This is a genomic window from Alcaligenes sp. GW821-FHT11D07 (assembly GCF_058808495.1).
The window spans coordinates 1,549,473-1,565,093 of sequence record NZ_JBXART010000001.1; the positions used below are offsets into that span (position 1 = coordinate 1,549,473).

A 15,621-nucleotide genomic window follows, 5' to 3' on the forward strand; every position below is an offset into this window, starting at 1 on the left:
CTTGCCGTGAGAATGGACGCAGGGCCGCCGCTCAAAACTGACTGTGCGACCAAACGTGTGCATAGAAACGGGTGCCATCTGAGATCAACCCACCATCATCAAACTGGCATTACCCCCAGCTGCCGCTGTATTGGTACTGACTGAGACTTCACGCAGCAAACGCTCGACCACATACGCTGCGCCCCCCTCCAATTCCTGCGTCAACAGCCCTTGAACCCCAACAATGGGGCCGCGGCGCTCAGCCACTTGACCCAGCACTTGCCGCAGTTCATCGCTGTCGCCTTCAAACAAAACAGCATCATAATCTGCCTCACCCAAATCGGACATGGCAATTTGCGAGGCAGGAGCCTCCTGCCAGCCGCCCAGGCCCAGTCGGTCCAGCAAGACCGGCTGACTGCCACTCAGCGCGCAAGCCTGACGTTGTGCCTGCCAGCCCTGTGCTGACACGGGCATGCACAAGACGCGAGTGCGAGGACGAAGCTGATAAATATTGGATTCGCCCGTAGGCCCGGGCAATACAGCCCCCTGCTCTAGCCAGCGTTGCAAGGGCAGGTTTTGTGGGCAACGGCTTAACAAGCGACGCAGGTACAACGGTCCGCCTGCTTTGGGGCCAGTTCCCGACAGGCCTTCGCCACCAAACGGCTGCACGCCCACCACGGCACCCACCATATTGCGGTTCACGTAAACGTTGCCAGCATGGATGCGCGAGACGACTCGCTCCACGGTTTCATCAAGACGAGTGTGGACGCCGAATGTCAGGCCATAGCCGCGCTCATTGATCTGGTCGATCAGCTTGTCCAGTTCACTGCGCTTGAAGCGCATGACATGCAGCACAGGACCGAAGATTTCACGCTCCAGGTCTTTGACTTGCTCAATCTCAATAATGGTGGGTAAGACAAAAGTGCCTGTCAGGCTACGACTTTGCTCGCTTTGGGTGACGCGGAAACCAGCTTCGCGCATGGTGGCGATATGCTCCTCGATACCGGCACGGGCTTCCTCATCAATAACCGGCCCCACATCGGTGCTCAGCAAATCGGGGTTACCAACGCTAAGCTCCTGCATGGCGCCATTAAGCATAGTCAAGACTCGCTCGGCCACATCTTCCTGAATGCACAGCAGACGCAAGGCCGAACAGCGCTGGCCTGCCGAGTCAAAGGCAGAATTCAGCACATCAAACACCACCTGCTCCGGCAAGGCCGAACTATCGACCACCATGGCATTCAGGCCACCCGTTTCTGCTATCAAAGGGACCGCTTGCCCATCAGCCGTCAGGCGTTTAGCCAACTGACGATTCAGGCCCAGGGCCACCGCTGTAGAACCGGTAAACATGACAGCATTAACCTGTTCACTGGCCGCCAAGGGCGCACCCACCGATGGGCCATCACCCGGCAGCAGCTGCAAAGCACCGGGGGCAATGCCCGCCTTGTGCAAAAGCTCCACCGCCGCGGCGGCGATCAGGCAAGTTTGCTCTGCTGGTTTAGCCAACACCACATTACCGGCGGCCAGCGCAGCGGAGACTTGCCCCAGGAAGATAGCCAGCGGAAAGTTCCAGGGACTGATGCACAGCACCACGCCCACAGGACGGTATTCGTCATTGTCAAAGTCACGCAGTACCTGACCCGCGTAATAGCGCAGAAAGTCTACGGCTTCCCGGACTTCTGCAATCGCATTGGCGTAGGACTTGCCCGCTTCACGCACCAGCAAGCCCATCAAGTCCTGCATATTGTCTTCAAGCAGTTGTGCAGCCTGTTGCAAAGCAGCGGCACGCTCCTCTACCGGCGTTGCCTGCCAGATTGGTGCATAGTGGCTGGCGGCGTCCAAAGCCTGTTCTACGTCCTGGGCCGTGGCAACCATGACCTGCCCCACCACATCTTGATGGTTGGCCGGGTTACGAACCGGTGTGGATTGGGACTCGTCCCAGACAGGGCTGCCCTGCCCCAGCATGGGCTGAGCCTGCCGTGGCAAAGCGGACGTCTGCATCAAGGTAGCTGCCAAGGAGCCCAAGCGGTGCTCATTGCTTAAGTCCAGGCCAGCCGAGTTCAAGCGCTGCTCTGCTTCCCAATACAAAAGGCGCGGCAAAGGAATTTTGTCGTGCGGACGACCCAAAGGCTGCAGGCTCAGGGCCTGGGCCACGGGGTCTGCAATCAACTGTTCCAGATCTACGCTAGCGTCGCCAATCTGGTTCACAAAAGACGTGTTGGCTCCGTTTTCCAGCAAACGGCGCACCAGATAGGCCAGCAAGGTCTCGTGCGATCCCACGGGCGCATAAATGCGGCAGGGACGGTTGAGCTTGCCATCTTTAATGGGGCCGACCACCTCGTCGTACAGATCCTCCCCCATGCCATGCAGGCACTGGAATTCGTATTGACCGGTGTAGTAGTTCTGGCCCGCCATGACATAGATGGCTGCCAAGGTCTGCGCATTATGCGTCGCAAACTGCGGGTACACCGCTTCCGGCGCCTGCAAAAGCTTACGAGCGCAAGCTAGGTAAGAAACATCGGTATGCACTTTGCGGGTGTAGACGGGATAGTCTTCCAGCCCATCGACCTGCGCCCGTTTGATTTCCGAATCCCAGTACGCACCTTTGACCAGACGCAGCATCAGGCGATGGCCGCTGCGACGTGCCAGATCAATCAGATAATCGATGACAAAGGGAGCGCGTTTTTGATACGCCTGCACCACAAAACCAATGCCGTTCCAACCCGCCAGCGAGGGGTCAAAACACAGCTTGTCCAGCAGATCCAGGGACACTTCCAGGCGGTCTGCTTCCTCTGCATCAATATTCAAACCCACATCGTAGTGATGGGCTAACTGTGCCAAAGACAGCAAACGGGGGAACAGTTCACGCATGGCCCGATCGCGCTGAGCACGGCTGTACCGAGGGTGCAGCGCAGAAAGCTTGATGGAGATGCCGGGGCCTTCATAAATTCCGCGTCCCTGGCTGGCGCGACCAATGGCGTGAATAGCCTGCTCGTAAGCCTGATAGTAGCGCTGTGCGTCCTCTGCCGTCGTCGCGGCTTCGCCCAGCATATCGTAAGAATAACGGAAGCCCTGCTCTTCAAATTTGCGGCTATTCGCCAGCGCGGAGGCAATAGTTTGCCCCGTCACGAACTGCTCGCCCATCATGCGCATAGCCACATCCACGCCCTTGCGGATCAGCGGCTCTCCACCCTTGCCGATCATGCGAGTCAAGGCGGAGGACAAATTCTTTTCGCTATTCACACTGACCAGACGGCCTGTGAGCATCAAGCCCCAGGTGGCGGCATTTACAAATAACGACGGGGATTCGCCCATATGCGCACGCCAATCCCCGTGACTGATCTTGTCGCGGATCAGAGCATCACGCGTAGCGCGGTCCGGGATGCGCAGCAAGGCTTCGGCCAGACACATCAAGGCCACACCTTCCTGGCTGGACAAAGAGAATTCTTGAATCAGGCCTTCAACGCCACCACCACGACGTTTCGCACGCAGTGCTTTAACCAGGCGAGCAGCCAACTCTTGAGCGCGGCTGCTTTGTGAGGAACGCGCCGCGCTGAGCAACAAGGGCAGGCAATCGGTCTCGGGACGGCGGTAGGCAGCCGTGATGGCCGCCCGCAACACACTTTGGGGTTGAACGTCCTGCGCGAAACCATAAAAGGGAATAGCGGGGGCAATGACACTATCGTCAGGGACAGCGGAATCGCCGCCGCCCAATAAGGTCAATTCACTAGGCAAAATGCCCCGCTCAATCCCTTCGATGTAGGAAAGCAAAGCCTGCTTATGCAACCAATGCGGTGTGCACTGCAATTGGTCCGCTGCACGCCGCAAACGCTCGCGCAGTTCAATATCGACTTTGATCCCTAAGGTTGTGCTTGCCATGCCTCTTGTCCCGGTTACGCTTTATTGATTGCGATAAGCCGAAATAATACCGACGGTTAACCCCGCCCTCCATTAAGGTTAACCCGGACAAGAAAAAGTTAACTTTAGCGGTTAACTCACACAGAGCATGGACTTGGAGAGCGCTGCGGGCACAGGTTTGGACTGCATTTGTGCCGCCAGCGCGTCTGCCCAGCGTTGCTGTAATTGGCGATGGGCCTGCACCAGCTCCGGCACGCTGGAAGCAGGCTCGGAATCCAGCCAGCGACACTGCTGGGTCTTGCCGGCAAAGCCGACTGGACTCAAAGTCCAGCTCAGCTCCAAGGTGGAGCGCTCACCATAAACCGACTCGAAGCGCTGCACTAAAACATCAATTTGCCAAAACGGCGTTTTTTCCCCGCTGCCCGCCAACTGAGGCACGCCCAAACGGTCTTGCAGGCCGGAGACCAGCGCCAGGGACATTTCATCCGGCAACGGCGAGGCCCACTGGCTATCGTTCAGCAGATTGACCTGAGCGCCCGAACCCTGAGTCAACACAAAGGCTCGGCGATCCAACTGTGCAGGCACATCCAGACGGCGCAGTTGAAAGCCTTTCCATTCCTGCGCTGGCAAGGCAGCAGATTGCGTCGTCGCGCCTGCTTGCAGGGTGTAATACGTGGGTGTGGTCGAGGCGCAAGCCGTCAGCAAAGCAGCCACAGAAGCAGAAATCAGGAAACGGGACATCATGGCGTGGGCTCCGGCAGCACGTCAGGGGAACGGCCCCGCAAAACCGCCGAAGGCTGGCTTTGCAAGGTGTCGCTTAAATCGCGTAAGGATCGCAGGGAGCGCTTCAATTCGCTCAAGGTTTGATCCACAGAGGCATTAAAGGAAGAGTCTTTGTCCAGCATGGCGCCCAACTTCTGCACCGCCCCATCCATGGACTTGAGTGCACCATTCAGTTGCGGCACCGTCGCCTTATCCAGTTGCTTGAGCACTTGGCTCATCTGAGTCAGCCCAACTTGAAGATCCTTGCCTATCTGATCGAATGGGATGGCTGCAATTTTGGTGACAATATCGCTGACCTGCTCTTGCAGACGATCGAAGTCACCCGCAATCACTGGAATCACCAAAGGCTTGGTATCGGGAGAGAACTCGGCCTTGGCGGCTTTATCAAAGAACTCCAAAGCAATGTATTGCTGACCAGTAATCAGGCTGGCCGGACGCAATTGGCCACGCAGACCACGTTCAACCATGGGCTCAAACAAGGCGGTCACCGGATCTTTACCATCAGTACGTCCCTCTGCCACTCGTTCGTACAGGCGACCGAAGCGCTGCGGATAGATACGAGCTTTCACTAGCGCGAAGAAACGTTTGCGCTCAAAGTCGAACTCCAGATCAACATCGTAGACCTGACCTAACTCCAGACCACGGAACTCGATCTTGGAACCGGGCACCAGGCCTCGTACTGACTGATGGAAATGGAAGCGCAATTCCACCGCCGGGCCATCAGGCTCCGCCATCGCCCTTTCCTGAGTCGAGAACAGTTCATACTGCTCATCCGCCGATGCTACCTCGGTAGATTCGCCCTCCAACTGGTCAAAGGCCAGACCACCGGCCAAAGCAGACACCAGAGAATGAGTCCGTACGCTAAACCCATCGGAATCCAGCGACATGTTCACGCCACTGACGTTCCAGAAACGCGTACCTTGCGTCACGAACTCGTCGTTGGGCGCATCCACAAACACTTGAATGCGCACACCATCGCCTTTCTCGTTCAGCTCGTAGCTGCTGACCTGTCCGACCTGAATCCCTCGGTAATACAACGGGGAGCCCAAATCCAATGAACCCAGCTCCGGCGCGGTCAACACATAGCGCTTGCCTGCCCGGCCGCTGATAACCTCGGGCGGGCTCTCCAGCCCTACAAACTCCAGCTGCTGCTTTTTGCTATCGGCCTCAAAAGGAGCATCCACCCCGATATACACCCCGGACAGCAAAGTACCCAAACCGGAGACACCGCTTAACCCCAGGCGCGGGCGAACCACCCAGAATCGTGTTTCATCTTGAGTGATGAATTCCGAGCCGTCTCGTTCCAGCTGAGCGGTGACCAGAACCCCTTTGCGATCCGGAGCCACCTGAATATCGGAAATCGTGCCCACATTGACTTCACGGTAGCGCAGCTTGGTTTGATCCACAGCCAAGCCTTCCGCCGAATCAAAGCTGATCGTGATGCGCGGCCCGGTAAGCATCCAGTTACGCAGTACGAGCGACGCCCCCACCAGAGCGGCCGCAATAGGCAGAATCCAGATCCATGAAAAACGGGTTCGTTGAGAGCGAACCAACTTGGGTTGCGCAGGCTCGTTGGGGCCACCAGGCTGAGGAGTTTGTGATTCTTGCACCTTATTTCCTTCAGGAAGATGCCTGTGAGGCAGGCTGAGACTGCTTATGTTGAGATTCAGCAGTTTTTTCTTGTTCGGTATCCTGATCCCAGCCTTGGCGTGGATCGAAACTGAGCGCGGCCAGCATGGTCAAGACCACGACCATGCCAAAACTAAGCGCTCCAGCCCCGGGAATAATCTGGGACAGACCCGGAAAATTCGCCAAGGATGCCATCAGTACTACGACAAACACATCCAGCATGGACCACTGTCCAATCAGCTCGACCATATCGTAAATTCGATTGCGTTGGCGTTGTACGGCATTTCCCCGCCAGCGTTTACCCAGCAGCAAGACTGCTAAGGCCAAGAGCTTGGTAATGGGCACGACGATACTGGCAATGAATACGATCAAGGCCAGGTCCCAGGAATCCATCTGCCAAAGCTCAATCACGCCCCCCAGGATGGTATGCGCGCTACTCCCCACTACGCTGCGCAGTTCCATGACGGGCAAGACATTGGCCGGAATATAAAAGACACAGGCAGTGATGACCAGGGCGGCTACACGTGCACGGCTATTCGGTTTGCGCTTATGCACCGGCGCACTGCAGCGCTGACAATGGTCGGCCTGGCGGCTCTGAAGAAAACCGCAGTGGGTACAGGCGCTCCAGTCAGGATTCTCTTGCAGATCCTGCCGGGTTGCGATCGGCACCATATCCCGGTCTTCGGCCCAATGCCAAAGGCGGCGTGCCGTAATCCGGCTCAAGCCAGTCAGCAAAAAAGTCAGCGCAAAAAAAGCGTATAGTCCCGGTGCAATGGTCAGATGCCCGATACCGGCAAACTTCACGATAGCCACCAGAACGCCCAAAAACAGCACCGCTGTCATGGACCAATGCTCCAGGTGGCTCAGCACCCGCAGGCCAAAACCGAAATCTCCCGGCAAGGGGCGTTCCCGCGCAATCAGGCCTAAGCCCCAGAACTGGAAAATCAGTTGAAATAAGGGCAGCCAAAAACCCACCAAGCCTGCCATAACAGAAAGGCCCCAATAACCCTGCTGCCAAATCAGGAGCAAGGCTTTAGGAAAAGTGGGCGACACCGTTTTGCCCGCCATGCTCAGATGGACGACGGGAAACAGGTTGGCGATCATGAAAAGAATGAAAACCGCCAGAACCAGCGCTTGCCATTCACGGGGCGAAAAGCGGCTGTGGCGGTAAAGTTCGGTATCGCAGCGAATACAACGAGCGAGCCCCGCTCCTTGAACGGGGACTCGCTCGTGTACGGTGTCACAGTGCGTACAGACGACTAAGGGGCGCGATGCCCTCACGGCTTAGTCGACTAATTCCGGCTCCGGACGGGACGACGCTTTACTGTCGGGCGCATCGGGTCCGGAGGAGGGATATTCCAGTACGACCTGACCGTCGTCGTCCAAATCAACTTCGACTTGGCCTCCGTCAACCAGGCGCCCAAACAGCAGTTCGTCAGCCAAGGCACGACGGATGGTGTCTTGAATCAGTCTGTGCATAGGACGTGCACCCATTGCTGGATCAAAGCCCTTGGCAGCCAAGTGTTCACGCAAGGCATCCGAGAAGGACACCTCGACGCGTTTCTCGTGCAACTGATTTTCCAGCTGCATCAAGAACTTGTCCACCACGCGCAGAATCACGTCACGCGACAAAGGCTTAAAGCCAATGATGGCATCCAGACGGTTGCGGAACTCCGGCGAGAAGTGACGCTTGATGTCCTGCATTTCATCGCCCGAGCGCTGAGACTGAGTGAAACCAATGCTGGTCTTGTTCAGCGCTTCAGCCCCGGCGTTGGTGGTCATGATCAGGATCACGTTGCGGAAATCTGCCTTACGGCCGTTGTTATCCGTCAAAGTGCCGTGGTCCATGACCTGCAGCAGGATGTTGTAGACGTCCGGGTGAGCTTTCTCGATTTCGTCCAGCAGCAACACGCAATGCGGTTGCTTGGTGACGGCTTCGGTCAGCAAACCACCCTGATCAAAGCCAACATAGCCAGGAGGAGCCCCAATCAGGCGCGACACGGTGTGACGCTCCATGTACTCGGACATGTCAAAGCGCAGTAGCTCTACACCCAGCACAAAGGCCAGTTGACGAGCCACTTCTGTTTTACCGACACCGGTGGGGCCGGAGAACAGGAAGGAACCAATCGGCTTGTCGGGCAGACCCAGGCCAGATCGGGCCATCTTGATGGCCGCTGCCAGAGCGTCGATAGCCATGTCCTGGCCAAACACCACCGATTTCAGGTCGCGTCCCAGCGTGGCCAGCTTATTGCGATCGTCGCTGGACACAGTCTGAGGCGGAATGCGCGCGATACGCGATACCGTTGCCTGAATGTCAGTTTTGCCAATGACTTTTTTCTGCTTGGAGCGTGGCAGCAGACGCTGCGCAGCACCGGCCTCGTCGATAACGTCGATAGCCTTATCGGGCAAAAAGCGGTCGTTGATGTAACGTGCGGACAGCTCAGCTGCCGCAGTCAAGGCTGCTGCCGAGTAACGTACACCGTGGTGCTCTTCAAAATTGGCCTTCAGACCACGCAGAATCTGAATGGTCTGTTCTACCGTTGGCTCGGCCACATCGATCTTTTGAAAGCGACGCGACAAGGCGTGGTCTTTTTCAAAGATTCCGCGGTATTCCGAATAGGTGGTAGCACCCAGGCACTTGAGCTGACCGGAGGACAGCGCCGGCTTGAGCAAGTTGGACGCATCCAAGGTTCCGCCCGATGCCGAACCGGCACCGATCAGGGTATGGATTTCGTCAATAAACAAAATGGATTGCGCTGTTTCTTTCAGCTGCTTGAGCACCGCTTTCAGGCGTTGCTCGAAGTCACCACGGTACTTGGTACCAGCCAGCAATGCGCCCATATCCAGGGCATAAACACGAGCCTTGCCCAGGATTTCAGGCACATCACCGCGCTGAATGCGCAGGGCCAGACCTTCGGCAATCGCGGTCTTACCCACACCAGCTTCACCCACCAGCAAGGGGTTATTCTTGCGGCGACGGCACAGCACTTGAATGACGCGCTCAACTTCCTTGTCACGACCGATCAGGGGATCAATCCGACCCAAGCTGGCTTCGGTATTCAAGTCCGTGGCGTACAAGTCCAGCGGCGATTTTTGTGCATCCGAACGAGTATCGGACTCGGATGCCGCTGCAGCCTTGGGAGGCTCGGGAGCGGCTGGCTCCGGGTTGGCTTTGGTGATGCCGTGCGACAGGAAGTTGACTACGTCCAGACGTGACACGCCTTGCTGCTGGAGATAATAAACAGCGTGCGAGTCTTTTTCCCCGTACATGGCCACCAGTACGTTCGCCCCGGACACCACGTTTTTACCGGAGTTACTGGACGACACGTGCATGATGGCACGCTGGATCACACGCTGAAAGCCCAGCGTAGGCTGGGTATCAACTTCGCCCTCGCCTGGGAAGGTGGGCGTGTTTTCGTTGATGAATTTGCGCAAATTCTGGCGCAGCGCATCAATATCGGCAGCACATGCTTTCAACACCTCAAGTGTTGAGGCGTTATCGAGCAGGGACAACAGCAGATGCTCTACCGTGATGAATTCATGGCGCGCGGCACGAGCCTCGACAAAGGCCATGTGTAGACTGACTTCAAGTTCTTCGGAGATCATGCTTCCTCCTACACGGCAAGAGTAAAACTAGGGGTTAAGACTATTCTATGACTAATTTGCCTGATCTGAACAATACGGTAAACCATTAAATGGTCAAGCATCAGGCACCGGCTCCATCACACACTGCAAAGGATGCTGTCGCGACTGCGCCAGTTGTCTCACAATTTCCACCTTGGTGGCTGCAATATCGCGCGGGTACACACCGCAAACTGCCCTACCCTCGTAATGTACTTTAAGCATAAGCTGTTCGGCCTGCTCGGGGGTTTTGGCAAACACCCGCTCCAGTATATTCACCACAAATTCCATGGGCGTGTAGTCATCGTTGAGCAGGATGACCTGGTACATGGGAGGTGGGGCAAGCCGCGCGGATTGGCGCTCTACCGTTGTGGCGCCTTGCTTATCGATCTCAATGGCCATAATACAGAACTAGGTGCTTTCCATAGGTTGACTGGGGGGAACAAAATTCAGCATCATCCGACTGATCGTGTCAACTTCGCAATTAAAAGCGAGGTGCCGCGATCACAGGCCCAGGGAGGGGCCGAAAAAAGTATCAACCATACACTAAGTTGAGAGGCAGCAAGCATGTCGGAAACTACCACCACCGCAGGCACTGGAGACAATCAAAAACTATCCGGGACCGTTAAGTGGTTCAATGACGCCAAGGGCTTTGGGTTCATTACACCGGATAACGGTGGCGAAGATCTCTTCGCTCATTTCTCATCCATTCAGATGAACGGGTTCAAGACCTTGAAAGAGGGCCAGAAAGTATTATATGAAGTCGCCCAAGGCCCTAAAGGCAAGCAGGCACTTAATATTACAGCGCCTTAATTCTCTTGCGCTCTCGATTCTAACAAAAGCAGGTTTGCAATACATGCAGTATCGCATTACAGACACGGGGCCTGCGCGCCCTGTTTTTTTTGCTTGCATCCTGACGGCCCTGGTCATGGGCTCGTCTGCGCAGGCACAAAACACGCTTCCCAGCCTTACCTTGGGTCTGGGTTCACACACTATTCAGGCTGAAGTGGCCGACCGGGACGAGACTCGTGCCCAGGGTTTGATGAACAGGACAAGCCTGGCCACCGATCACGGCATGCTCTTTGTCTTTGAAGAAACAGGCATGCCCTGCTTCTGGATGAAGAACACCCCCCTGCCGCTGGATATTGCCTTCATCACCGAAGATGGCACGATCACCAACATTGAGGCCATGCAGCCTTTTGATCTGCAATCTCACTGCCCGGTGCAAGCGGTTCGCTATGCTCTGGAGATGGAGCAAGGCTGGTTCAAGCAAGCCAATAAAAAGGCCGGCGAACGAATCACCGGCCTGCCTGTCCAGCAACCTTAATTAGACACGCTCAAGAATCAAGGCCACGCCTTGACCGACACCAATACACATGGTGCACAAGGCGTAGCGTCCGCCTGTGCGATGCAATTGATTGATCGCGGCAATCGCCAGACGCGCACCGCTGGCACCCAGAGGGTGGCCCAAAGCAATGGCACCACCATTAGGGTTCACGCGCGGATCGTTGTCTGCCAGACCCAACATACGGGTTACCGCCAGACCTTGGGCCGCAAAAGCTTCATTGAGCTCGATGACATCCATTTGATCCAGCGTCAAACCAGCCAAAGCCAACACCTTCTGGCTGGCAGGAGCAGGACCAATGCCCATGATGCGCGGTTCTACACCGGCAAAGGCCATTGCCACCACGCGAGCACGAGGAGTCAGACCCTGAGCTTGCACTGTGGCCTGATTGGCCACCAGCAAGGCGCAGGCGCCGTCATTCACACCCGAGGCATTACCAGCAGTCACAGAGCCGTCTGCGCGCACTACAGGCTTCAGGCGGGCCAGCGATTCCATGGTTGTCGCACGAGGATGCTCGTCCTTGTCCACCACAATCGGATCGCCCTTGCGCTGGGGAATGATGACAGGGGTAATTTCCTCGGCCAGAATCCCGGCTTCTTGAGCCGCCGCAGCGCGCAGCTGGCTGTTCAAGGCAAAGACGTCCTGATCGTGACGCGACACATTAAATTGCTGAGCCACGTTTTCAGCCGTCTCTGGCATGGAATCCACGCCGTACTGCTCTTTCATGGCCTTGTTGATGAAGCGCCAGCCAATCGTGGTGTCATAAATGGCCGCGTTACGGGAAAAAGCCGAATCAGCCTTGCCCATTACAAAGGGAGCGCGGCTCATGCTTTCCACGCCACCAGCCAAAATGAAAGACGCGTCACCCGCACGGATGGCGCGAGCCGCCGAACCAATGGCATCCAGGCCCGAACCACACAGACGGTTCAAGGTTACGCCCGGCACATCCACAGGCAGCCCGGCCAGCAAGGCGGACATGCGAGCGACGTTGCGGTTGTCTTCACCCGCCTGATTAGCGCAGCCATACATCACGTCGTCCAGCTTGCTCCAATCGACATTAGGATTGCGCTTCATGAGCGCAGCGATAGGCACCGCACCCAAGTCATCCGCCCTCACAGCGGACAGCGAACCGCCATAACGTCCGAAAGGCGTACGAATTGCGTCACAAATAAAGGCGTCCTGACTCATGAAATTCACCCTGATAACTTGAATAAAATCACGCAAGAGCGCTATGAAGCGCGCTCAGAATCTACTGTTTTGATAGTAGCGCCTGAGCGCAGGCGGTATTTTCACGGTCATCAAGCCTGTCCACTCAGCGGTCAATTTAGTTTTTCTAATTCCGGCTGGGGTAGTTGCATGAAAAACGGCGGCAGGTTTTTGGGCACCCTATCTCCACACTACACACAAGATCAGCCCCGGATTCAATCCCTATTTTCACGCGCTTGCGAATTTCTGATACGTCCAGCTACACTTGGCGACGATACCCACCTGCCTTACGCAGCACCAGCAGGAATTTGCCCCCGAGGAATCGATCATTTCACTCTTATGCCCACATCCATGAAAGGGCATCCGGTGCATGGCCGCTTTATAGATAGGCGTGACTGCGTATGACTACCCCCGTACCCTGCATCAAGCTCCGAAGCATGCTTCAAATGGCGCCCTATCTGGCGATGCGGGGTGTATCTGTGCTGGATTTCTTCCAGCGCCTGGGCATTTCCATCAATATTTTTCAAAATCCGGATACCTGGCTGCCGCGTGCGGCCTGCTTTCGTATTGCCAATGAGATGGCTGCCATCGCCCAGGATTCATTCAGCGGCGCCTATGTGGGCCACCTGACCGAGATTCGTTCCCTGGGCACCTGGGGCGAGCTCATTATGCGATCCAGCAATATTGCGCAAGCCTGTGCCTTGGCCTCCACCCATGCCACCATGTTGCACCAGGGCGGGGAGGTCAAGATCGTCACCGAAGGCCGCCGCATCAAGATGATTCACCAGTTCACAGGACAATACGAGGAAGACCCCGGACAATTTATTTTGGGTAGCCTGGCGGTTCTGCGCAAAGTGCCGCTGATGGCAGGAGAGCCCTCCGCCGTACAAGTCCATGTCAAGGCATCCCGACGAAAAGGCGATGCGGCGCTGGAAGAGTGTCTAGGACCCAATATTTTCACCAACGCTCAATACAATATGATCGAGTTTGACCGCGATCTATTGGCAGAACCGCTCACCCACACTCGCGACGAGGCCTGGAAAACAACAGACGCCTTGCAGTCCACCATCAAAACAGCGGATCTGCTGCTCCAGAATATTTCAGACCAAGAGCTTTCCAAGCTGGACCCCGTCTCAAAGCGAGTGGGCTTGTCGGCACGTACTTTGCAGCGCCGCCTGAAATACTGCGGTTTTGATTTCGATGCCTTGCGCGATGAAACCCGGCGCAGCCAAGCTCTGCTGCTGATGGCCACTGGCCGCTATACCGCCACCGAGATTGCCTACATGGTGGGTTATAGCGATCAGGCTCACTTCACCCGCGCCTTCAAACGCTGGACGGGCAGCGCACCCTCGCGCTACCCCGATGCGGCGCTAGCCTAAAAGAGCGACAGCCGCATTCAGTTCGAATCAGTTCCTGCCTCGGTGAGCACGTAGCCTCACGCCTTAGTTAGGGAACAAAAACGTAACTCCTGCCCGGACACCCCAACCTGTAGGGCCGTTGTCTGGCGCAGTCGCCCAATAGCGTGCTCCCAACTGAAAGCTGACGGGTTGCGTGCCGAACTTGACCATTTTGGACACTGTGAAGTTCACTGGCACCGCCCAATCCTTATCCTTCCAGTCATAAGAGCTTTCGGTATCCACCCCAAAGGTCCAGGCATCCGCCGTAGTGTGCGACACAAAAGGCTGCATAAAGGTGGCACTGACGTCCTTGCGATCTTTATTACCCGCAAAAGACCAGATGTGGTTGGCCAACAAGCCGTATGTCCAGCCGCCCTCTTGCTTGAGCAACACCGCACTTGGCCCCGCCCCCCATTTCTTGCCGCCCAACATCGAGTCCGTGGCCGAAGGAAGCACTAAGGCAGGCCCGGCACCCCAGATCAAGCCGCTAGCCGTGGGCTCTTTGGGCGAGAGGAAAAAACTTTGCGTAATGTCCCCCAGGCCTGACTGGCTGCCGGATTCCCCGACCATATTGTGCTGATCGATCACCGGCAAAATAGTGCGCGAGATCAGGTTCCAATCCTGATTGACGGAAATGGGGATAACCGGCTGAATATTCAGGACCGAGCGATGACCTTTTTCAGAGCCATAACCTGAGTCGTAGTTGTACTGAAACGGCACGCTTATCATCGCCGCCACCGGATTGGCCAATTGTTTTGCCAGCCCGGCCTCCTCGGCATGGCTGACACCCATCAGCCCCACCAATCCTAAACACAATGCCATTCGCATGAATGCCATACCACCTCCCTTTTTTTATAATGGCCCTGCCAAGGACTTGCCCGGCTGCTTGTTGCACCTGATCAGAATCGGTAAGTCAGACCCAGGATTGGCCCTTTCTGAATGACATCAAATACAAAGCCATCCTTGCTGTAATCCACACCTTGCATGCGGTAGCCTGCAGTCAAAGACAGGTTTTTCTGAAGCTGATAGCCAAAGCCGGCGGCCACATCCCAATCCAGATCGGCTTGCCCCGCCCCCACTGCGCCCCAAGCCATCATGTAGACCTTGTTGGTCAGGAAATAATTTCCGCGCAGGCCTGCCACCACATCAACCCAAGTAGCGCTGTCGCGTCGGCTGACGCCATCCAGCAGCCCGCCCTGAAAACGCATCTTGGTTTTGACGTTCCACAGTCGCGCCCCCGCAATCACATCCAGATGGCCGCGCTCTGACTGGTAAACCGTATAGCCCCCCGCCAGCAAGCTTGAAAATGCTTCCGACGTCACACCCACCTTGCCCGCCAGCACACCTTTGGGGGTGGCATTTTTCAAGGATGTTTTGGTGTAGGCCAGATCGCCCAAGATGCTGTACGGACCTTGGCGCGCTTCCACAATGCCCATAAAGGCAAAATCCAGCTCATTAAAAATTTGCCCGAAATCGGACTTCATTTCCGCTGGCGGCAAATTGAACTGCCCCGATGTGCCCTGAATACCGGCCATCCAAAAATATGGGCTGACACTGAACTGCCATGACGATCCGCCTTCAGCGGGTTCCAACGCCAAAGAGCCAGATGTCCTGGTGGACGACTGCGCCCAGGCAGCGCCTGACGCTGCCGCTAGCGCAGCAGCCATAAGCGATGCTGCAATAGAAAGTCTCATTATTTCCCCCTCAGCAGGGCCCGTCCCCCCCATGCCGGTGCGCAGCGTAAAGCTAGCGGCATCGGTGACACAGCCACAATGGGAGGAAATACAGGGGCCTGATCAGTAG

Annotated in this window: 12 protein-coding genes; 3 read left to right on the forward strand and 9 right to left on the reverse strand. The window is 56.4% G+C overall.

Annotated features, from left to right (window positions below):
- Positions 1-84: 84 nt before the first annotated feature.
- From putA to clpS, 6 genes are all read right to left on the reverse strand, one after another.
- Positions 85-3,858: a trifunctional transcriptional regulator/proline dehydrogenase/L-glutamate gamma-semialdehyde dehydrogenase gene (putA, locus tag AC1RSM_RS07125; protein ID WP_492930842.1), complete on the reverse strand. Its 3,774-nt coding sequence runs from the start codon at positions 3,856-3,858 to the stop codon at positions 85-87.
- 111 nt (positions 3,859-3,969) lie between these two features.
- Complete coding sequence (locus tag AC1RSM_RS07130; RefSeq protein ID WP_492930844.1) at positions 3,970-4,581, reverse strand: PqiC family protein; 612 nt, start codon at positions 4,579-4,581, stop codon at positions 3,970-3,972.
- Positions 4,578-6,230 (reverse strand): PqiB family protein, encoded by a 1,653-nt coding sequence (locus AC1RSM_RS07135; protein ID WP_492930846.1) that lies wholly within the window; start codon positions 6,228-6,230, stop codon positions 4,578-4,580. The genes AC1RSM_RS07130 and AC1RSM_RS07135 overlap by 4 nt, the downstream gene beginning before the upstream one ends.
- A gap of 10 nt (positions 6,231-6,240) precedes the next feature.
- Positions 6,241-7,530, reverse strand: a complete 1,290-nt coding sequence (locus tag AC1RSM_RS07140; RefSeq protein ID WP_492930848.1) for a paraquat-inducible protein A — start codon at positions 7,528-7,530, stop codon at positions 6,241-6,243.
- Positions 7,531-7,533: 3 nt separating this feature from the next.
- Entirely contained in the window at positions 7,534-9,855 is a 2,322-nt protein-coding gene (clpA, locus tag AC1RSM_RS07145; RefSeq protein ID WP_492930850.1) for an ATP-dependent Clp protease ATP-binding subunit ClpA, read from the reverse strand.
- A gap of 93 nt (positions 9,856-9,948) precedes the next feature.
- On the reverse strand, positions 9,949-10,272 hold the full coding sequence (gene clpS / locus AC1RSM_RS07150; protein ID WP_026482895.1) for an ATP-dependent Clp protease adapter ClpS: 324 nt from the start codon (positions 10,270-10,272) through the stop codon (positions 9,949-9,951).
- 165 nt (positions 10,273-10,437) lie between these two features.
- Here clpS and AC1RSM_RS07155 point away from each other — a divergent pair, with 165 nt between their 5' ends.
- Together AC1RSM_RS07155 and AC1RSM_RS07160 are read left to right on the forward strand one after the other, a co-directional pair.
- A complete protein-coding gene (locus AC1RSM_RS07155; protein WP_207873973.1) occupies positions 10,438-10,683 on the forward strand; it encodes a cold-shock protein in 246 nt (81 codons plus the stop codon).
- A 43-nt stretch (positions 10,684-10,726) separates the two neighbouring features.
- Positions 10,727-11,197, forward strand: a complete 471-nt coding sequence (locus AC1RSM_RS07160; protein ID WP_492930853.1) for a DUF192 domain-containing protein — start codon at positions 10,727-10,729, stop codon at positions 11,195-11,197.
- On the opposite strand, the gene pcaF is transcribed toward AC1RSM_RS07160, so the two are convergent.
- Positions 11,198-12,403, reverse strand: coding sequence for a 3-oxoadipyl-CoA thiolase (gene pcaF, locus AC1RSM_RS07165; protein WP_492930855.1), 1,206 nt, complete (start codon positions 12,401-12,403; stop codon positions 11,198-11,200).
- A 419-nt stretch (positions 12,404-12,822) separates the two neighbouring features.
- Between pcaF and AC1RSM_RS07170 the strand changes: the two genes are divergently transcribed.
- Positions 12,823-13,800 carry an AraC family transcriptional regulator gene (locus AC1RSM_RS07170; protein ID WP_492930857.1) on the forward strand — a complete coding sequence of 326 codons (978 nt, stop codon included), beginning with the start codon at positions 12,823-12,825 and terminating at the stop codon, positions 13,798-13,800.
- Between the two features lie 63 nt (positions 13,801-13,863).
- Here AC1RSM_RS07170 and AC1RSM_RS07175 read toward each other — a convergent pair whose 3' ends face one another.
- Both AC1RSM_RS07175 and AC1RSM_RS07180 read right to left on the reverse strand, forming a co-directional pair.
- On the reverse strand, positions 13,864-14,655 hold the full coding sequence (locus tag AC1RSM_RS07175; protein ID WP_492930859.1) for a transporter: 792 nt from the start codon (positions 14,653-14,655) through the stop codon (positions 13,864-13,866).
- Between the two features lie 62 nt (positions 14,656-14,717).
- Positions 14,718-15,512, reverse strand: coding sequence for a hypothetical protein (locus AC1RSM_RS07180; protein WP_492930861.1), 795 nt, complete (start codon positions 15,510-15,512; stop codon positions 14,718-14,720).
- Positions 15,513-15,621: the final 109 nt, after the last annotated feature.

Bases quoted from the DNA above. Each gene is read 5' to 3' on its own strand.
- putA (WP_492930842.1), bottom strand. From the start codon at position 3,858: ATGGCAAGCACAACCTTAGGGATCAAAGTCGATATTGAACTGCGCGAG.
- clpA (WP_492930850.1), bottom strand. From the start codon at position 9,855: ATGATCTCCGAAGAACTTGAAGTCAGTCTACACATGGCCTTTGTCGAG.
- pcaF (WP_492930855.1), bottom strand. From the start codon at position 12,403: ATGAGTCAGGACGCCTTTATTTGTGACGCAATTCGTACGCCTTTCGGA.
- AC1RSM_RS07155 (WP_207873973.1), top strand. From the start codon at position 10,438: ATGTCGGAAACTACCACCACCGCAGGCACTGGAGACAATCAAAAACTA.
- AC1RSM_RS07180 (WP_492930861.1), bottom strand. From the start codon at position 15,512: ATGAGACTTTCTATTGCAGCATCGCTTATGGCTGCTGCGCTAGCGGCA.
- AC1RSM_RS07160 (WP_492930853.1), top strand. From the start codon at position 10,727: ATGCAGTATCGCATTACAGACACGGGGCCTGCGCGCCCTGTTTTTTTT.
- AC1RSM_RS07175 (WP_492930859.1), bottom strand. From the start codon at position 14,655: ATGGCATTCATGCGAATGGCATTGTGTTTAGGATTGGTGGGGCTGATG.
- clpS (WP_026482895.1), bottom strand. From the start codon at position 10,272: ATGGCCATTGAGATCGATAAGCAAGGCGCCACAACGGTAGAGCGCCAA.
- AC1RSM_RS07170 (WP_492930857.1), top strand. From the start codon at position 12,823: ATGACTACCCCCGTACCCTGCATCAAGCTCCGAAGCATGCTTCAAATG.
- AC1RSM_RS07130 (WP_492930844.1), bottom strand. From the start codon at position 4,581: ATGATGTCCCGTTTCCTGATTTCTGCTTCTGTGGCTGCTTTGCTGACG.